At 69.6% G+C, this 18,123-nt stretch carries 20 protein-coding genes; 11 read left to right on the plus strand and 9 right to left on the minus strand.

Annotated features, from left to right (window positions below):
* The first annotated feature begins 63 nt into the window (after positions 1 to 63).
* The 3 genes from ppgK (at position 64) to AJAP_RS25580 (ending at position 3,085) form a co-directional block, all read left to right on the plus strand.
* Complete coding sequence (ppgK, locus tag AJAP_RS25570) at positions 64 to 825, plus strand: polyphosphate--glucose phosphotransferase (RefSeq protein WP_038515806.1); 762 nt, start codon at positions 64 to 66, stop codon at positions 823 to 825.
* A gap of 246 nt (positions 826 to 1,071) precedes the next feature.
* Positions 1,072 to 2,472, plus strand: coding sequence for an RNA polymerase sigma factor (locus AJAP_RS25575; protein WP_038515808.1), 1,401 nt, complete (start codon positions 1,072 to 1,074; stop codon positions 2,470 to 2,472).
* 94 nt (positions 2,473 to 2,566) lie between these two features.
* Positions 2,567 to 3,085 carry a pyridoxamine 5'-phosphate oxidase family protein gene (locus tag AJAP_RS25580; RefSeq protein WP_038515810.1) on the plus strand — a complete coding sequence of 173 codons (519 nt, stop codon included), beginning with the start codon at positions 2,567 to 2,569 and terminating at the stop codon, positions 3,083 to 3,085.
* Positions 3,086 to 3,309: 224 nt separating this feature from the next.
* Here AJAP_RS25580 and AJAP_RS25585 read toward each other — a convergent pair whose 3' ends face one another.
* Together AJAP_RS25585 and AJAP_RS25590 are read right to left on the minus strand one after the other, a co-directional pair.
* Positions 3,310 to 4,509: a hypothetical protein gene (locus AJAP_RS25585; protein WP_228694582.1), complete on the minus strand. Its 1,200-nt coding sequence runs from the start codon at positions 4,507 to 4,509 to the stop codon at positions 3,310 to 3,312.
* A gap of 46 nt (positions 4,510 to 4,555) precedes the next feature.
* The gene (locus AJAP_RS25590; protein WP_038515814.1) at positions 4,556 to 4,933 is read right to left on the minus strand and encodes a hypothetical protein; all 378 of its coding nucleotides are present in this window, start codon (positions 4,931 to 4,933) and stop codon (positions 4,556 to 4,558) included.
* Between the two features lie 62 nt (positions 4,934 to 4,995).
* On the opposite strand from AJAP_RS25590, the gene AJAP_RS25595 reads away from it, so the two are divergent.
* Positions 4,996 to 5,787, plus strand: a complete 792-nt coding sequence (locus tag AJAP_RS25595; protein ID WP_038515816.1) for a class I SAM-dependent methyltransferase — start codon at positions 4,996 to 4,998, stop codon at positions 5,785 to 5,787.
* The gene (locus AJAP_RS25600) at positions 5,784 to 6,974 is read left to right on the plus strand and encodes a hypothetical protein (protein ID WP_038515819.1); all 1,191 of its coding nucleotides are present in this window, start codon (positions 5,784 to 5,786) and stop codon (positions 6,972 to 6,974) included. Before AJAP_RS25595 ends, AJAP_RS25600 begins: the two co-directional genes overlap by 4 nt.
* On the opposite strand, the gene AJAP_RS25605 is transcribed toward AJAP_RS25600, so the two are convergent.
* Together AJAP_RS25605 and AJAP_RS25610 are read right to left on the minus strand one after the other, a co-directional pair.
* Complete coding sequence (locus AJAP_RS25605; protein WP_038515822.1) at positions 6,966 to 7,172, minus strand: hypothetical protein; 207 nt, start codon at positions 7,170 to 7,172, stop codon at positions 6,966 to 6,968. The genes AJAP_RS25600 and AJAP_RS25605 overlap by 9 nt on opposite strands.
* Positions 7,169 to 7,753 carry a hypothetical protein gene (locus AJAP_RS25610; protein WP_038515825.1) on the minus strand — a complete coding sequence of 195 codons (585 nt, stop codon included), beginning with the start codon at positions 7,751 to 7,753 and terminating at the stop codon, positions 7,169 to 7,171. Before AJAP_RS25610 ends, AJAP_RS25605 begins: the two co-directional genes overlap by 4 nt.
* A gap of 110 nt (positions 7,754 to 7,863) precedes the next feature.
* Between AJAP_RS25610 and AJAP_RS25615 the strand changes: the two genes are divergently transcribed.
* The 3 genes from AJAP_RS25615 (at position 7,864) to AJAP_RS25625 (ending at position 11,296) form a co-directional block, all read left to right on the plus strand.
* Positions 7,864 to 9,042 carry a sensor histidine kinase gene (locus tag AJAP_RS25615; protein WP_038515828.1) on the plus strand — a complete coding sequence of 393 codons (1,179 nt, stop codon included), beginning with the start codon at positions 7,864 to 7,866 and terminating at the stop codon, positions 9,040 to 9,042.
* Positions 9,039 to 9,701 carry a response regulator gene (locus AJAP_RS25620; protein ID WP_038515832.1) on the plus strand — a complete coding sequence of 221 codons (663 nt, stop codon included), beginning with the start codon at positions 9,039 to 9,041 and terminating at the stop codon, positions 9,699 to 9,701. Before AJAP_RS25615 ends, AJAP_RS25620 begins: the two co-directional genes overlap by 4 nt.
* 155 nt (positions 9,702 to 9,856) lie before the next feature.
* The gene (locus AJAP_RS25625; RefSeq protein ID WP_038515834.1) at positions 9,857 to 11,296 is read left to right on the plus strand and encodes an APC family permease; all 1,440 of its coding nucleotides are present in this window, start codon (positions 9,857 to 9,859) and stop codon (positions 11,294 to 11,296) included.
* Here AJAP_RS25625 and AJAP_RS25630 read toward each other — a convergent pair.
* Genes AJAP_RS25630 through AJAP_RS25640 form a run of 3 tightly spaced genes read right to left on the minus strand, consistent with a single transcriptional unit; the run spans position 11,271 to position 13,196 of the window.
* A complete protein-coding gene (locus tag AJAP_RS25630) occupies positions 11,271 to 11,939 on the minus strand; it encodes a DUF6885 family protein (RefSeq protein WP_038515836.1) in 669 nt (222 codons plus the stop codon). The genes AJAP_RS25625 and AJAP_RS25630 overlap by 26 nt on opposite strands.
* A complete protein-coding gene (locus tag AJAP_RS25635; RefSeq protein ID WP_038515839.1) occupies positions 11,939 to 12,355 on the minus strand; it encodes a GNAT family N-acetyltransferase in 417 nt (138 codons plus the stop codon). The genes AJAP_RS25630 and AJAP_RS25635 overlap by 1 nt, the downstream gene beginning before the upstream one ends.
* A gap of 46 nt (positions 12,356 to 12,401) precedes the next feature.
* Positions 12,402 to 13,196: an EamA family transporter gene (locus AJAP_RS25640; protein ID WP_037344482.1), complete on the minus strand. Its 795-nt coding sequence runs from the start codon at positions 13,194 to 13,196 to the stop codon at positions 12,402 to 12,404.
* Between the two features lie 339 nt (positions 13,197 to 13,535).
* Between AJAP_RS25640 and AJAP_RS44850 the strand changes: the two genes are divergently transcribed.
* The 3 genes from AJAP_RS44850 (at position 13,536) to AJAP_RS25655 (ending at position 15,406) form a co-directional block, all read left to right on the plus strand.
* Positions 13,536 to 13,715, plus strand: a complete 180-nt coding sequence (locus AJAP_RS44850) for a DUF7455 domain-containing protein (RefSeq protein WP_016332937.1) — start codon at positions 13,536 to 13,538, stop codon at positions 13,713 to 13,715.
* A gap of 241 nt (positions 13,716 to 13,956) precedes the next feature.
* Entirely contained in the window at positions 13,957 to 14,820 is an 864-nt protein-coding gene (locus AJAP_RS25650) for an alpha/beta fold hydrolase (protein WP_038515841.1), read from the plus strand.
* Positions 14,801 to 15,406 carry a TetR/AcrR family transcriptional regulator gene (locus AJAP_RS25655; protein ID WP_038515843.1) on the plus strand — a complete coding sequence of 202 codons (606 nt, stop codon included), beginning with the start codon at positions 14,801 to 14,803 and terminating at the stop codon, positions 15,404 to 15,406. Before AJAP_RS25650 ends, AJAP_RS25655 begins: the two co-directional genes overlap by 20 nt.
* Before the next feature lie 57 nt (positions 15,407 to 15,463).
* Here the strand turns inward: AJAP_RS25655 and AJAP_RS25660 are convergent, their stop codons facing one another.
* Both AJAP_RS25660 and AJAP_RS25665 read right to left on the minus strand, forming a co-directional pair.
* A complete protein-coding gene (locus tag AJAP_RS25660; protein WP_051972592.1) occupies positions 15,464 to 16,645 on the minus strand; it encodes an ROK family transcriptional regulator in 1,182 nt (393 codons plus the stop codon).
* 11 nt (positions 16,646 to 16,656) lie between these two features.
* Positions 16,657 to 18,117 carry a sugar ABC transporter permease gene (locus AJAP_RS25665; protein ID WP_038515845.1) on the minus strand — a complete coding sequence of 487 codons (1,461 nt, stop codon included), beginning with the start codon at positions 18,115 to 18,117 and terminating at the stop codon, positions 16,657 to 16,659.
* Between the last annotated feature and the right edge of the window lie 6 nt (positions 18,118 to 18,123).

Genomic DNA, 18,123 nt, shown 5'->3' on the forward strand with positions numbered 1-18,123 from the left:
CCACATCCGGTTAAAGTCTCCGAGGCAGGCTTCTGAATCGTGCGAGAAGGGACCACGTCCGTGGTGGAGGCGACCCGAGGGTTCGGTATCGACATCGGCGGCAGCGGGATCAAGGGCGCGCTGGTGGACTTGGCGCAGGGACAGCTGATCGGCGACCGGATCCGCATCGACACGCCGAAGCCGTCGACCCCGGAGGCGGTGGCGGACGTCGTCGCCGAGATCACCGGCCAGGCGGGCTGGGACGGCCCGGTGGGTGTCACGCTGCCCGCGGTGGTCAAGAAGGGGGTCGCGCACACCGCGGCCAACATCGACCGCAAGTGGATCGGCACCGACGCCGACGCCCTGTTCGCCAAGCGTCTCGGCCGCGGCGTCGACGACATCGCGATGCTCAACGACGCGGACGCCGCCGGTATGGCCGAGATCCGCTGGGGCGACCCCGTGGCGCGGCGCGGCGTGACGGCGCTGCTGACCTTCGGCACCGGTATCGGCAGCGCGGTCTTCCAGGACGGCAAGCTCGTGCCCAACACCGAGTTCGGCCACATCGAGGTCGACGGCTTCGACGCGGAGAAGAAGGCCGCGGCGTCGGTGAAGGACAACGAGGACCTGTCGTATCCCGAATGGGCGGAACGGGTGAACAGGTATCTCTCCGTGCTGGAAAACCTGATCTGGCCGGATCTGTTCATCGTCGGCGGCGGGGTCAGCAAGAAGTCGCACAAATGGGTCCCGCTGCTGGACATCCGCACCCCGGTGATCGTCGCGTCGCTGCAGAACAACGCGGGCATCGTCGGCGCGGCGGCCGCCGCGGCGGAGGGCATCGAGCACTGACGCGACCGCGCTGACATCCACCCCGCGGATGTCACTTCGGCGCGTCGCACGGCGTGTCGCGCCCGCCGGTCGGTGGTCCGCGCCGCGACGCTGTCACGTATCGTCGTTACAATGGAACACGGCCCCCGGCGGCGGCACTCACGAGAACGAGGGAAACCGCAGGCCGAGGGGTGTTCCCCGAAGTTTGAGGCAGCCGAGACCATCACGCCTCGGCTCGTCATGATCGACCGCTGCGAAAGGGCGTAAGTGGCAGCCGCAAGAACCGCAACCCGAAGCGGGACGAAGACAGCGACCGCAGCCGGCGAGCCGGCCGACGAGGCAGCCACCGACGCGGCGAAGCCCGCGGCGCGCAAGACCGCCGCCAAGGCGGCCGGCGCGAAGAAGGCCCCGGCGAAGAAGGCTCCGGCCAAGAAACCCAGCACCAAGGGTGCGAAGACCGAAGACGGCGACCCGGAAGACGGTCCCGGCGACCTCGACGAGGCCGACCTCGAGACCCCGGATCTGTCCGACCTCGAAGAGGTCGAGGTGGATGTCGTCGACGCTTCCGTCACCGAGGAGACGGACGAGGACGCGGAGTCCGAGGAGGACGTCGAAGAGACGCCCGCCCGCGGGCGCCGCACGTCGACCGACAAGAACGCCGGAAAGACTTCCGACAACCCGGACTTCGTCTGGGACGAGGAAGAGTCCGAGGCGCTGCGCCAGGCCCGCAAGGACGCCGAGCTCACCGCTTCGGCCGACTCGGTCCGCGCGTACCTCAAGCAGATCGGCAAGGTCGCCCTGCTGAACGCCGAGGAGGAGGTGGAGCTCGCCAAGCGCATCGAGGCCGGGCTCTACGCCGCCGAGCGCGTCCGCAACGCCGAGGAGGAGGGCGAGAAGCTCGTCACCCAGATGCGGCGCGACCTCAAGTGGATCGTGCGCGACGGTGAGCGGGCGAAGAACCACCTCCTGGAGGCGAACCTCCGGCTCGTGGTCTCGCTGGCCAAGCGCTACACCGGCCGTGGCATGGCGTTCCTGGACCTGATCCAGGAGGGCAACCTCGGCCTGATCCGCGCGGTCGAGAAGTTCGACTACACCAAGGGCTACAAGTTCTCCACGTACGCCACCTGGTGGATCCGTCAGGCGATCACCCGCGCGATGGCCGACCAGGCCCGCACCATCCGTATCCCGGTGCACATGGTCGAGGTCATCAACAAGCTCGGCCGCATACAGCGTGAACTGCTGCAGGACCTCGGTCGCGAGCCCACCCCCGAAGAGCTCGCGAAGGAAATGGACATCTCCCCGGAGAAGGTCCTCGAGATCCAGCAGTACGCCCGTGAGCCGATCTCGCTCGACCAGACCATCGGCGACGAGGGCGACTCGCAGCTCGGTGACTTCATCGAAGACTCCGAGGCCGTCGTCGCGGTCGACGCGGTGTCGTTCACGCTGCTGCAGGACCAGCTCCAGTCGGTGCTGCAGACGCTGTCCGAACGTGAGGCGGGAGTGGTGCGGCTGCGGTTCGGCCTCACCGACGGCCAGCCGCGCACGCTCGACGAGATCGGCCAGGTGTACGGGGTGACCCGTGAGCGCATCCGGCAGATCGAGTCGAAGACGATGTCGAAGCTGCGTCACCCGTCGCGTTCGCAAGTGCTGCGCGACTATCTGGACTGAGCCCAGGGTTCACGGAAAACCCCGTCACCGTTTTCGGTGGCGGGGTTTTTCGCGTCCGGTGTCGAATCGCGGCCCGCCCGTTCGACGCGTGGGTATGACGAAACCTCACGCCACCAAGAACCTCGACCGCTACGGATCCGCGGAACTCCCCTGGAGCCGCGCGCGGGACGTCCTCGCCGAGGACACCCCGACCGCCGACCTGACCTTCTTCGTGACCACCGTGCGCCCCGACGGACGTCCGCATTCGGCGGGCGTCGGCGCCGTCTGGGTGGACGACGTCCTGTACTTCAAAGGCGGGCCGGGCACCCGCCGGTCCCGCAACCTGGCCGCGAACCCGGCGTGCGCCGTTTCGGTGCGGCTGCGGGGAATCGACCTCACGATGGAGGGCGAGGCGCACCGGGTCACCGATCCGGCGACACTGGAACGGGTCGCGGCGGTCTACCGGACGGGCGGCTGGCCCGCGACGGTGGAGGGCGACGCGCTCACCGCTCCCTTCAGCGCGCCCAGCGCGGGCGCCCCGCCCTGGTATCTGTACCGCCTCGCCCTGCGCCGGGCCATCGGCGTGGCGGGCGCCGAACCCCATGGCGCCACCCGCTGGGACTTCACCCCGTGATCTCGTGAGTGGTAAGGACGGTCGTCGAGGGGTCGCTCGGGTCTCGGAGCTTGATCAACGGAGGATCAGGGACACTCAATGTCCCCGATCTTCCGTTGATCAAGCTCGCACGACCCGGTTCGCTGCCGAGTGGGGAAGATTCCGGACACTGAACGTCCCAAATCCTCCCCACTCGCCGACATCGGCTCCACCACGACAGCGGGACGAGGCCAAGTCGCTACCACTCACGACCTCCCCGTCAAGGTGGTCCACGGGACGTGGACGGTGACCCGCTCCCGTAGCTGCTCGTTCATCAGCCACAGCTCCCCCGTCGCCGGCCAGTACGACAGGTTCTGCGAGTTCACCGGCGCCCGGCCGCTCAGCCGCGACGTCGAAGTGCCGCCGACCCCGCCGTGCAGGCACGAAGGATGGTCACCCGCCACCCCGGCGTACTCGGGACACACACCGGTCAGCACGAAATATCCGTTGCGTGCCACCGCTCCCTGCATGCCCCACACCGGCGACACGAAGCCTTCCTTCGCGTGCACGGTGCCGTCGGCCGACAGCTTGGGCAGCCCGGTCGCGCGGTCGAACGGCCACCGCAGCACCCGGCCGCCCGCCGCGTTCGGGATGTGCTCCGACGTCACGATCGAGCCGTCACTGTGGTCGAACGACATCGTCGCGAGACACGGCCGGATCCCGGGCGCGTTGGTGCAGCCACCGCCGCCGGGGTACCAGTAGGCGCCGATCTGCGGCATCGCGTAGTCGTAGAACGCCGCGTGGTACTTGCCGTCCGAACCCTTGCCGACGACGCCGGAGCTGTCGTCGACCTTCCAGAAGTGCGTGGTGTCGAAGACCCGCACCACTCCCCCGGTGGTCGCGACGAACAGCCGGTTCCCGATCCACGTCATGCCGTGCCCGTGCCCTTGCACGACGGCGAAGTTGTCGTTCGACGTCGGTTCGACGAGCAGCACGTGCCGGTAGCCCAGCCCGGTCGCGTCCACAAAGGACAGACGAACCATGGTGTCGCCGGGAGTGTGCCAGGACGTCGCCACCACCCGTTTGCCGCCGACCTTCCCGGTCGCCGCGTCGGCGTCGCCGGAACCGGTCAGTCCCTGCGGGATCCAGTCGTTGGTCTTGTCGTCGTTGGCGTCTTCCCAGCAGAATCCCGCCGGGTTCAGCGCCGCCGCGAGATACGTGGCGTGGCACAGCGGCCGCGCCTTCCGGTTCGCCGACGACAGGATCTCCGGCAGCCCGCGTGCCGGAAGGTGGTTCTCCAGCGCGGCGATCCGGGCGCCGTAGGTGCCGAAGCTCGAACCGGAGGTCCAGCGGAAACCGTCGACCGTGGCCGCGTCCATCTTCGGGAAGGCGGCCGCGGCGGAGGCCACGCCCGGGATGAACGCGAACACCAGCAGGAGTGAAGCGAGAAGTCCCAGCCTCTTCATGCCCGCGAGCCTCCCGGCCGCGCGCATACTTTCGATACAAACCGCTTCAGGACACGGAAAGCCCGCGCTCGGCCAGGGATTCCTCGACGCGCAGCCGTTCGATCTCCCGGTCGAAACCCTCCGGCAGCTCGGCCAGCCGGTGCTCGACCTCGACCTCCCGGCAGGCCTGGACGAGCAGCGCGTCGTACGCCTGCCTGGTGCCGTACCGGCGGACGGCGGAGGCGCCGGACGGAAGCTCCGCCAGCTGCCGGTGCACCCGGCGGAGATCGGCGGCGAGTTTCTCGATGGGCGGCCCGGCCGGGAGTTCGGGTCGACGGCGGCCGCGCCACCACCGCAGCCCGGCCGGCACCTTCAGCGCGCACCAGAAAAGAACCGAAGGCGCCACGGCGACCACGGCGTACAGCGCGACAGGCCCGGTGGCCATGACTCATGGTAATCCCGCGCGGAGCACCGGAGAAGCCACGAATCCGGGCTATATTCGCGACTGTGCTGACCGAGGGCTACCGCTACCCGGACGCCGGCGACCACGTCACCGGTGTGTTCATCCGACGGCACGAACCCTACGACGGCTACTGGACGGCCAGCGAGGACCGCGCGCTCGGGAAGGTCGCCGAACGGCTCACCGAGATCCTCCCCCCGCGCGAGCGGGTCAAGGCGCTCGACGCCGGCTGCGGCGAAGGCCGCCTTCTCCCCTGGCTCGCCCGGTTCTCCGCCGACGTCACCGCCGCGGATCCCGACCCGGACCGGCTGGCCAAGGCACGCGAGACCGTCGTCGAAGACACCGAGTTCTCCTTCGCCGTCTCGCCGATCACGGATTTGGACGGCGGCCCGTACGACCTCGTGATGTGCAGTCACGTCATCCAGCACGTGCCGACGCCGGACGTCGGACCGATCCTGCGGCGGCTGGCCGGGATCACCGCGCCCGGCGGCGTACTGGTGCTCGCCTACAGCCGGTCGCCGATCGGGCAGGGCACGTTCAGCCTCGACAGCGTCGAAGCAGGCGACGAAGTCCGCTCACGCCGGGTATCGCGCGAAGAGTTCGACCAAGCACTGCAGGACGGCGGCCCGGCGCTCCCGGTGCGCCATCTGGACCCGGCGGAGATCGCCGCCGACGCGGCCGAAGCGGGCTGGCGCACCGAGTGGGAATGGACGTACCACGTCCTCGACGATCTCGGCCCTGCCGACGAGCACATCGACCGCGACGAACTCGTCAACGCCTCCGGCCCGCTGCGCCGCCATCTCGGCCGGGACCTGATCACGGTGCTGCGCCGCCCATGACCGCGGTGCTCCTCACCTTCGCGTGGGCGGTCCCGCTGTCGGAGCGGGAGGCCGGGAAGGTACTGGACGGCGGACGGGACCGCGGCCTGCTGGCCCACCTCGACGGGAAACTCGGCGACGAGTGGACGGCGGCGGAGAATTTCCTGGCCAGTTACACGACACCACCGCGAAGACGGGTGCTGCGCAAACGCAGGCTCGCGATCCGCGTCGGCGAGACCGGCCTGCCGTGCGAACTCGTCGTCACCTGGCATCCCGCCTACCACGCGATGACGCTGGTCCTCGCCACCACGATCACCGGCGCGGCGGCGGACGGGCCCTCCGCCGAGTTCGACCTCGCCATCGCGATCCTGCAAAGCCTTCAGGGCCGGGAGACGTCGAACGGGGAGAAAGGGCTGCACGGCCGCTACGGCGAGAAGACGTTCCCTTCGCTCCTCAAGGCCGTCACCCACGTCTTCGAGGACCTGACCAGGGGTTGCGACCTCTCCGAAGGGCTCGGCCGCAAGGGCTGGTGCGTCGAACTGCGGTCCCACGACGGGCATCCGCCCGCCCAGCGGGTCGCCGCCGATCCCCGGCCGTTCTACGGGATGGCGACCAGCGACGAGGGCTGGCGGTTCGTGCCCCGCGAGGTCGCCAGGGACGCGCTCGGCCCGTCGTGGGGCACGCGGTCCTTCGTCGCCGCGTACACGATGGCGGGCGGGATCGTCTGCCTCAACAGCAAGGATTCCGAATACGTCGAGCACCAGGCCGAGCTGATGCGCGGCCCGTTCGGCGACGCCGAACCGTATTTCGGCATCGACAGCGAGATCGGCGGGCTCGACCACGGGATGCTCTTCATCCTCGAACGCGTCCTCATCCGGATGGCGCTGGCCGACCAGTGGCTGGCGTCGATGAAGCAGACCGGGAGCCGCACCCGGCTGCTGCGCGGCTCGCTCGACGACATCCTCGAAATGCTGCATTCGGTGCTGCCGCCCGAGATCGATTCCCTGGAGCGCCGGCTGGTCACCAGCATGGGCGTGGAGCGGATCATCGCGCAGCTCGACCGCCAGGCCGAGGCGATGGACGAGGAGACCAGGTACGCCTACGAGAACACGGTGAGCGCGCGGGTCACGCGGCTCACCGTGGTGACCGTCGTGCTGACGGTCGTCACCATCGTCCTCGGGGTCCTGCAGGTGCTCGTCTCACTCTGACCGGCGCCCCTTGCGGGCGCGTTCGGCGAACAGCACCGCCACGCCCGCGGCCACCATCAGCGCGCTCGCCACCACGTGCATCCCCGGCGGGAGAAGGTGCAGCTGGACGAACCAGCTCGGGTTCGTACTCCCCAGCAACCGGTTGATCAGTCCACCACCGCCCTGCACCAGCAGCAGGATCCCCAGCAGTTCGATCATCGTCGTGCCCCTTCCCCGACCCGGTCCTTGGGTGAGAACTCCTGCCACAGCGGCCCCGTGGCGAACCAGATGGCGGTCACGACCCCCAGCCGTGGCAGCCAGCCCCACAACGGGTCGGCCTGCGCGGTGCCGCCCGCCATGACGATCAGCAGGAGCAGCACCCCGGCGGCCAGCCCGCAGGCCAGCACGCATTTGAACCAGTCACGCCATTCGGCGCGCCGCTGCTCCCGGCCCCTCGGCTTGGGCGGCGGTGGCGGCCCGCCCGCGAACCGGTGCGCGAACCGCACGTCGGCCCATTTGATCATCGAATGCCCGAACACCACGCTGAAGCCCAGGTACACCGCGGCGAGGCCGTGCACGAAGTTCGCCGTGGCCCCGTTGCGCAGATCGATGACGGTCGCGACCAGCACCACGATGTCGATCACCGGGGTCAGGAGCAGCAGCGCGACACCGGTGCGCTTGAGCTTGAGCGGATAGCGGGCCACGAGGCCGGCGAGGATGGCGACCCAGAAACCGATCTCCCCGCCGGCGATCACGGCCGCCATCGGGTTTCTTTCGATGAAGTCCCAGATCTCGTTCACGAGCCGAGTCTGTCTCGCGAGGGGGCGGGGCCGCGTCGGCGAACGGCACGAGATCATCGTCATCAGTTCGTAGGACCCCGCGGCGGGTGCCGGTGTGCTGGGATGGAACGGTGCCCACGTTCGTCCCGCGCCTGAACCACCTCGCCGAATGGAAACAGGACCTCGTCATCGCCTTCGGCACCTGGATCCTGGGCGTGCTGGTCTATCTCAGCGGGATGCACGTGCTGCTCAACGGCAAGGACGACACGCCGCTGTGGATCCGGCTGACCGAACTGACCGTGTTGTGCCTCCTGCAGGTGCTGCGCCGCAAGGTCCCTTTAGGACTGTTGTGCGGGCTCGTCGTCCTCGGCGTGGACATCGCGTTCGGTCCCTCGCTGCCGATCTTCGTCATCTTCACCGACTTCCTCTACGCGACGACGCTGTACGGCTCACGACGGGTCAGCCGGGTGATGATCGGTGTCGCCGCGGTCGGGACGCTCGCCGCGGTCTGCCTGGCGCTCCTGTTCTCCGCGCAGTGGCGCACGGCGATCCTCGTCGCATTCGCGTTCCTGCCGTTCCTGGTCACCCCGGTGTGGTGGGCGGCCAACGTCCGTCAGCAGCGGGACATCGCCCACAACGAGCGGGCGAACGCGGTCCAGCTGGCCACGATCGGCGAACTGGACCGGAAGGCCGCCGTGGCGGGCGAACGGTCGAAGATGGCGCGGGATCTGCACGACGTCATCGCCGGGCATCTCTCGGCGATCGCGATCCAGTCCGAAGCCGCGCTGTCCATGGCCACCGCCGACCCGAAGCTGTCCAGGAAGGTGCTGGAATCGGTGCGGGAGAACAGTGTCAGCGCGCTGGAGGAGATGCGCGCGATGATCGGGCTGCTGCGCGCGGACACCGAGATCGAGCCGACCGCGCCCGCCCGGCTGGCCGAACTGTCCAAACTGGTCGAATCGGCGCGGGCGAGCGGGCTGGCGGTCGAACTCGGCGCCGTACCGGGCCGGTCCGCCGACCTGCCCGCCGCGGTCGACCTGACCGCGTACCGGATCGCGCAGGAAGCGCTGACCAACGCGATGAAACACGCTCCCGGCGGGCGGGCCGTCCTCGACATCCGGTCGAGCGGCGGCATACTCACCGTCGAGGTGCGCAATGATCTTCAGCCGGGCCGCCCCGGCGACGGCGGGACCGGCCTCGGCCTGCTGAACATGCGGGAACGCGCCGCCGCGGTGGGCGGCACCTTCACCGCCGGGCCGTCCGGCGGCCGCTGGCTGGTCCGCGCCGAACTGCCTCTGGAGGGGTCTTGAGCGACGGGAACATCAGGGTGCTGGTCGCCGACGACCACGGCGCGATCCGTGCCGGGCTGATGATGATCCTCGGCAACGCCGAGGGTATCGAGGTGGTCGGCGAGGCCGCGGACGGCGCCATCGCCGTCCGCCAGGCGAAGGCGCTCAAGCCGGACGTCGTGCTGATGGACGTGCGGATGCCCGGGGTCGACGGCATCGCCGCCACGCGGGAACTGACCGCGGAGGGGCTGTGCGAGGTCCTCGTGCTCACCACCTTCGATCTCGACGAGTACGTCCACGCCGCGCTGCGGGCGGGCGCGGCCGGGTTCCTGCTGAAGTCGGTGGAGGCGTCGCGGCTGATCGAGGCGGTGAAGCTGGTCGCGGCGGGCGAAGGAGTGCTCGCGCCGCAGGTCACGCGGAAGCTGATCGCCGCCTTCGCCGCCGGGACCCGTGAACCCTCCGTCGCCCCCGCCGGGCTCGAAGACCTGACCGAACGCGAGCGCGAAGTGCTGGCGTGCCTGGGCGGCGGCCTGTCCAACGCGCAGATCGGCACGCGGCTGCACATCGGCGAGACGACGGTGAAGACGCACGTCTCCCGGGTGCTGACGAAACTGGGGCTGCGGTCGCGGGTGCAGGCGGCGATCCTGGCGCAGGAGAACGGTGTCGTGCTGGAGGGGTGAACTTCCACCACGACTGTCGCGCGTGGGCTGAAGGCTCCCTTCACCGCGTCTGATGCGGCGAAAGCTCCCTTCACCTCCGCCGGGTACTCCTCCCACCGATCTGCGAGGTGGACGGCGATCTTCTAGCGTGACCCTTCATGCGGCGAACTCTGGACGTGGACGAGGTCCTGAAACGGCAGGATTCCGGTGAGCTGAAACGCCGCCTGCACGGGCGCGACCTGATCGGGTTCGGGGTCGGCATCATCATCGGCACCGGCATCTTCACCCTCGCCGGGGTCGAGGCGAAAACGCACGCGGGCCCGTCGGTCACGCTGTCGTTCGTGCTCGGCGCCGTCGTGGCCGGGCTGGCCGCCCTCTGCTATGCCGAACTCGCCTCCAGCGTGCCGACGGCCGGAAGCGCCTACACCTACGCCTTCGCCACCCTCGGCGAGACCTTCGCCTGGATCATCGGCTGGGACCTGCTGCTCGAGTTCGCCCTCGGCGCGGCCGTCGTGTCCCGCGGCTGGTCCGGCTATCTCGCGAATCTGATGGGACTCTCCCCCGACTGGTTCGGCGAAGACGCGAAGGTCAACATAGGCGCGGTCGTGATCATCGCCGTGCTGACCGTGATCGCCGTCCTCGGGATCAAGGAATCGGCGCGGGTGACGAACCTGCTCGTGCTGGTCAAGGTCGCGGTGTGCGTGCTGATCCTCGCGGTCGGCGTGTTCTACATCCGCGGCGAGAACCTCACCCCGTTCATCCCCGCCGCGCAGCCGCCGACGGCGACCGCCGGAACCCTGCATCAGCCGATCGTGCAAGCCGCGCTCGGGCTCGAACAGTCCGTCTACGGTATCGCCGGGATGGTGACCGCCGCGGCCGTCGTCTTCTTCGCCTACACCGGTTTCGAGGCGCTCGCCAACCTCGGCGAGGAGACCGTGAACCCGAAACGCGATCTGCGGGTCGGCATCCTCGGCGCACTCGGCGTCTGCGCGCTGCTCTACATCGGGGTCTCGCTGGTGCTGACCGGGATGGTGCCGTTCGCCGAGATCGACGCGGGCGCCCCGCTCGCCGACGCCTTCGACCGCGTCGGGCAGCACTGGGTGGGCGCGCTGATCTCGCTCGGCGCGGTCACCGGGCTGACGTCGGTGATGATGGTGGAACTGGTGACGATCGGCCGGATCGGTTTCGCCATGGGCCGCGACGGCCTGCTGCCGAAGAAGTTCGGCACGGCGCATCCGCGCTGGGGCACCCCGCACCGGATGACGATCGCCGGCGCGGTGCTGATCGCGGTGCTGGCCGCGTTCGTCCCGATCTCCGAACTCGCCGACATGGTCAGCATCGGCGCGCTGTCGGCGATGATCATCGTCGCGCTGGCCGTCCCGGTGCTGCGCAAACGCCGCCCGGACCTGGAACGTCCGTTCACCGTGCCGTTCTCGCCGTATCTGCCCATCGTGGCGGCGCTGGCGTGCTTCTACCTGATGCTGAACCTGGACGTGATGACGTGGCTGCGGTTCGCCGCGTGGCTGGGCCTCGGCATGCTGATCTACGTCTTCTACGGGCGCAAGCATTCCCGTTTCGCGAAGGACGAGCTCAGCTCCACAGACCGGCCGTCGTGATCGCGTCGACGGCGGCTTCGGCGTCGCCGTCGTCCACCACGACCAGCATCCGCTTCAGCGCCGCGGCCACCCATTCCACCGGCTGGTCGTGCAAACCGTTGTCCCCCAAGGACGGGTAGCCGTCCATAATGGACACGAGAGTGCCTTCGGCGCCGATCCGCATCCCGGCGGCCAGCACGTGATGCCCGCCGGGCGGACGCCAGCGCGACGACCACAGCGGCGGGATACCGGTGTCGAGATAGTCGAGCAGCGCTCGCGCCGGGGTGTCGTGCGCGCCGAACTCGGCCGTGTCGACCTCCGCGATCAACGCGACCCTCGGCAGCCGCCACAGCGCCGCGAGGAGCATGAACAACGAGTGCGGCGCCCAGTTCCCGGTGGCGGGCACGGCGACGAGCCGTCCGCCCGACAGCGTCCCGATCGCCCGTGCCAGGCCTTCGTGCGTGGTGCCGGACAGGGCCGCGACCTCGTCCTGGCCCGCGACGTCGAAACCCGCCGCGCGCAGGGCGGCCAGCGCCGTGAAGGGTCCGGCGAGCCCGTCCCGCTGCGGGAGTTCGGCCCGCGCGACGGCGACGAGGTGCTCGCCCCCTGGCAGCCAGCGGCGACCGGACAGCCCCGTCCGGTCGCCGTCGATTCCGGACGACATCAGTCTTCGAACGTCCACGACTGCATGATGAACGGCCCGTCGTTCGACGCCCCGGCTGAGGTGTAGGTCGCCAGCGCGGCCTTGTTGTCCGTTTCGACGCCGACCCACATCCCCCGGCAGCCGCGTTCCCGCGCGATCCCGGCCAGCGCGTCGACGAGGTCGCGGCCGATCCCGCGCCGCTGGTAGTCCGGGCTGACGTCGAGTTCGTTGAGGAACATCTCGGTGCCCTTGTCCGGATGCGTCACCTCGGTACCGGTGATCATCCCCGCGGGCTCGCCGTCCTCGTAGGCGATGAGGAGGTGGTTCTCCTCCCCCGCGAGGAACTTCTCGGACGCCTCACGGTGCGCGGGGCCGTCGAACAGGTGCTGAGCGGCGACGACCTCCTCGACGGTGCCGGCCCGCCGGATCTCGGCCACGTGTCCTCCCGGTGCTGAAAGCGCCACAGACCGCTCAGTATCCCGCTCAGAGGGGCGCCGAGTCATCACGTTTCCCCGGAGAGCGCAGCGCGACCCCGGCGACGACGGCCAGCGTGCCGAGGGCCTCGGGCAGCGCCGGGACCTGACGGAGCCAGAGGAAGCCGATGACGCCCGCCGTGACCGGCAGCAAGGCGAGCAGCAGCGCGAACCGCGCCTGCCCGGCCTTGCGCAGGACCACTTGGTCGAGCCCGTACGGCACGACGGTGGCGAGCACGCCCACCCCGACGCCGAGCAGCACCAAACGTGGCGAACCCCACACCGCGCCGGTGCCGAGCGCCAGCGGCGACAGCACCACGGTGCCGACCGCGAACCCGACGGCCAGCCCGTCGATCCCGTTCCCGCCGACCGCGACCCGCTTCCCGAGCAGGATGTAGCCCGCCCAGGCGGCCGCCGCGCCGAGGGCGAACAGCACGCCGAGCAGGCTGCCTTCGAGCCGGACGTCCGCGATGGCGACCACGCCGGCCACCACCAGCAGCAGCGCGAAGACGTCGCGGCGGGTCCGCGAGCCGAACGCGGCCACCACCACGGGCCCGGTGAACTCGAGGGCGACCGCGGTGCCCAGTGGCAGCCGCGCGATCGCCTCGTAGAAGAGCACGTTCATCCCGGCGGTGACGACGCCGAAGGCGCCCGCGAGCAGGAACGTGCGGCCGGTCCACGCCGAGCGAGGTGGCCTGCGCCACGCGAGAAGGACCACTGCCGCCCCGAGACAGCGAAGCCAGGCCACCCCCGCGGGGGAGGCGACCGAAAAGAGACCTACGGCGACGGCCGCACCGGCGTACATCGAAATTCCGCTGAGAACGAACAAGATCGGCGACGGCACGCTCGGAAGACGGTTCCGGACGACTGCGATTCCCACCCCAGCATGGTGCCTGACGTGGGAAAAGGCCCTGCGGCGGGGAGTCTTCTCCCACGTTGCGTGATTACGCTACGGCATCCGAGGTAATTACCAGTGACAAATGAGACACCCGCACGGGAACACTTGCGGGTCGCCAAACGTCTGGAAGAGTGGAAGCACGAACACGGCGGGGCCGGGAACGAACGTTGCCGGCATCAGTGCCGAAGTGGTCGTAGCTGGATCGATGGCACCGGGCCACCGGTGCCGGGACGGAGGGAGACTCCAATGACTTCACCGACGCTCACCCGCCCCGAACTGACCGCTGCCGACCGATGCGACCGGTGTGGAGCTGCAGCCCAGGTTCGAGCCATTCTCAGCACCGGTGGCGAGTTGCTCTTCTGTGGTCACCACGCCCGCGCACACGAGACGAAGCTCAAGGAAATGTCCGCGGACATTCAGCGGTAACCCACCAGTCCACGACCACCGGCGGCCGGCTACTCCCCAGGGAGAGAGCCGGCCGCCCTGTTTTTGCCTGCGGCCGCCCTGGTTTCCGCCTGCTGCCGCCTCGCTCGGTGTCCCCAATGTCGCATTGGTGTCGCTGAGCGTCTCCAATGCGACATTGGGGACATCCGGACCAAGAAACTCACCTGAGCGCCAGTCTTCGACGTCTTCCAAAAACATACAGACAGAATGTATGTTGGTTGCCATGACGACCTACGACCTCTTGGGCGAGACACGCGACGTGGATCTCGGCGACGCCCGCATCCGCTACCGCGACCGCGGCGAAGGCCCTCCCGTGGTCTTCGTGCACGGACTCCTCACCAACGGCCTGCTCTGGCGCAAGGTGGCCCCCGCCGTCGCCGACGTGGGCTTCCGCTGCCTGACCCCGGACTGGCCACTGGGTTCGCACGAGATCCCGGTCCCCCGCGCCGACCTGAGCCCGCCCGGCGTCGCGGCGCTCATCGCGCGGTTCCTCGAAGCGCTCGACCTGACCGACGTCACCGTGGTCGCCAACGACACCGGCGGCGCGCTGACGCAACTGCTCATGACCACGAACCCGGAACGGGTGGGCCGGGTCGTGCTGACGCCGTCGGACTCCTTCGAGCGCTTCCTGCCGCCGTTGTTCGCGGGTCTGAGCCCGCTCGCCCGGATCCCCGGCGGTGTCGGGCTGGTGACCGCGGCGCTGCGCTGGCGGTGGCTGCTGAAGACGACCGACTTCCTCTGGCTGGCCAAACACCCGGTCCCGGGCCACATCCTCGACGCCTATCTGCTGCCCAGCCGCCGGAGCGCGGAGATCCGCGACGATCTGCGCCGGTTCATGGCGAGCGTCGACAACCGCTACACCCTGACCGCCGCCGAGCGGCTGCCCGCCTTCACCAAGCCCGTACTGCTGGCCTGGGCGCCCGAAGACCGGCACTTCCCGTTGTGGCTGGGCCGCAAGCTCGCCGGGGTCCTGCCGAACGCCGAACTGAAGACGATCGAGGACTCCTACGCCTTCGTGCCGGAGGACCAGCCGGAGCGGCTGAGCGGCATGATGGTGGAATTCCTGCGTGCCCACGCCACGACGTAGCCAGACCGAACGCTCGCAATCGACGCAGGCCGCGTTGATCACGGCGGCGCGGACGCTGTTCGCCGAACAGGGATACGCCGCCGTGCCCGCCGACGAGATCGTCCGGGCGGCGGGTGTCACCCGCGGCGCGCTGTATCACCACTTCGGGGACAAACAGGGGCTGTTCCGGGCCGTGATCGAGCAGATCGAAACGGAGATCACCGAGGATCTGAAGACCGTCCTGGGCGCCGCGGGCGACCCGTGGACGGGGGCGCTCGGGGTGCTGAGCCGGTTCCTGGACCTGTGTCTGCGGCCCGAGGTGGTGCGGATCGCGCTCACCGACGCCGTCTCCGTCCTGGGCTGGCAGGAATGGCGCGAACTGGAGAACCGGTACGGGCTGGGCCTGATCACGGAGATCCTGGAGTCCGCCGCGGCGGACGGGCTGCTGATCGACGCGCCTGTCCCGGAGCTGGCGCAACTGGTGCTGAGCGCCTGCGCGGAGGCCGCGCTGATGATCGCGCACGCCGAAGACCGCGAAGCCGCGAAGGAGAAAGCCCTGGCCGCCCTGGTGGCCCTGCTGTCCGGCCTCGTGACAGAACGCATTTAGTCCTCTGGATGCGGTCCTTGCGTGTGCAACTACCGCATCCAGAGGACTAAATGCGAACTACACGGTGTCCAGGATCATTTCGAACGCCGCCTCGGCCGCACCCAGCAGCTTCACGTCCGCCCCGAGCGCCGAACTCACGATCTGCGTCCCGCCGACGGCCCGGCTGACCAGGCTCCGCCGCCGGACCTCGGCCGCCACCGACTTCACGACCGAATCGGGCAGCACGGTGAGCAGGTCGCCCAGCACCACCAGCTGCGGGCCGAGCAGGTTGACCACGTTCACCAGGCCCAGCGTCAGCCATTCCGCGAACTCCGACAGCCGTTCCTCGGCCGCGTGCGGATCCCGGCCCAGCTCGCGCAGTTCGAACAGGATCGCCCCGCGCGGGGTGTCCTCGGGCAGGTCGAGGGCGCGGCACAGCGCCGCCTCGCCGACCTCGGTCTCCCAGCAGCCGCTGGACCCGCAGTAGCAGGGACGGCCGCCCGGCCGGATCGCCATGTGCCCGATCTCGCCGACGTAGCCCGCGCCGCCGCGCAGCGACGAGCCGTCCGCGATGATCCCGCCCCCGACACCGACGTCGGCGGAGACGTACACGGCGTCCGACGAGCCCCGCGCGGCGCCGCGCAGGTGTTCGGCGATGGCGCCTAGTTCGGCGTCGTTGCCGACCAGGACGGGGATGCGCAGCACACCGCCGAGCCGTTCCCCGAGCGCCACGTCGGTCCAGCGCAGGTTGGGAGCCTCGTGGACGTGCCCGTCGGCCCGGCGGACGACGCCGGGCACGGACACGCCCGCGGCGATCGGCTGTACGCCGAGGTCGCCGGCCAGCACGGTGGTCGACTCGATCACGTGCGTGATCACTTCGTCGGCCTCGCGCGTCCGGCCGTGGAGGTTCCAGCTGTTGCGCCCGAGGATCTGGCCGCCGAACCCGACCAGCGCGATCGCCACGTGTTCGACCTGGAGATCGACCGCGAGCACCACCGCCGCGTGCGGCTGCGGCAGGACCAGGAGCGAAGGGCGGCCCGCCCCTCGTCCCGGCCTCGGGACCCGCTCCTCGACGACCCCCGCTTCCGCGAGGCCGTCGACGAGGGTCTTGATGGTGCTGCGGTTGAGCCCCAGCTCGGTGGCGAGGGTCGCCCTGGTGCTCGGGCCGCTGACGTGCAGCAACCGGAGCAAGGTCGTGCGGTTGTGCCTGCGCACCTCGTCTGGTCGTGCAACGGGTGTGCTGGTCACGGGCTTCATCATTCCATGCGGACTCAGCGCGGCGACGCAGCCGCGCGGCGCCGGGACAGCGCGTCCACCGTGGCCGCGAGAAGCAGCACCAGACCGGTGACGATGTTGACCACCGCCGCCGACTGCTTCAGCAGGCCCAGCGCGTTCTCGACGACCGCCAGCACGAGACCACCGATCACCGCGTCGACGACCCGGCCCTTGCCGCCGAACAGCGACGTACCACCGATGACGGCGGCACCGACCGCGAACAGCAGCGTGTTGAGGCCACCGGCCTGCGGGTCGACCGAACCGACCTTCGACGAGTAGACGATCGCGCCGACCGCCGCCACCGCCGAGCAGATGACGAACACCGAGGCGCGGATCTTCTCGACGTTGATACCGGCGCGGCGGGCCGCCTCGCGGTTGCCGCCGACGGCGTAGATGTGGCGGCCGTACTGCGTGCGGTTGAGCACGTAGGTGCCGAGCACCAGCAGGCCGAGCACGATCGGCACGACGTACGGGACGCCGGAGATGACGATGTTCGGGTTCGGCGCGCGGTTCAGCGTGAGCAGATAGGTCGCGATCGCGGCGACCACGCCGATCGCGCCGACCTTGAACAGCACCATCGGCGTCGGCTGGGTGACCAGGCCGCGCTTGAGCCGCGAGAAGTGCTGGCCCAAGGTCACCGCGGCGAAACCACCGGCGGCGATCAGGAACAGGACCCAGCTGCCCACAGTGGACAGATTGCCGTTGGCGACCTTGAACAGCACGTCGGAGGTGCTGATGCCGAGCGTGCCGCCCTCACCGATGAACTGGAGGATGACACCCTGCCAGGCGAGGAAGAGCGCCAATGTCACGACGAACGAGGGCATGCCGATCTTCGAGACGAGGAAGCCGGTGAGGACACCGATCGCGCCGCCGACGCTGATCGCGAGCAGCATCTCGATCCACGCGTTGGCCGCGGTTCCCGAAAGCACGAGCGCGATGGCGAGCACGGCGAATCCGACACCCGCCCAGATCCGCAGGATCACGCCGAGCAGGGCGGCGATGGCGAGGACGACGAGGAACGCGATGAACACGCCGTTCCCCATGCCGCCCAACAGGTTTCCGTTGCGCACGTAGTGCATCGCCAGCACCGCGGCGGTGACGCCGGACGCGGTGCCCGCGGACAGGTCGATCTCGCCGAGCAGCAGCACGAACACGATGCCCATCGCGATGATCGCCTTGCCGGCGCCTTGCGCCATCAGGTTCGCGATGTTGTTCATCGTCAGGAAGGTGTCCGACAGCGAGGCGAACACGATCACCAGCACGAGCAGGCCGAGCAGCGCCGGGAGCGAACCCAGCTGTCCGGCCTTGAGCCGGGAGAAGTAGTCGCCGACGGCTTCGCGCGTCGACATCGATGTCGTGTCGATGCCGAAGTCCGTGATGGCCGCCGACGGGTTGAGCGCGGCGGCCGCCGACTTGCCCCCCTCCGGCGAGGCGGGCTTTGCAGGTGTCTCAGTCATTTCCGG

Source organism: Amycolatopsis japonica (genome assembly GCF_000732925.1).
In the GTDB taxonomy this organism is placed as follows: domain Bacteria; phylum Actinomycetota; class Actinomycetes; order Mycobacteriales; family Pseudonocardiaceae; genus Amycolatopsis; species Amycolatopsis japonica.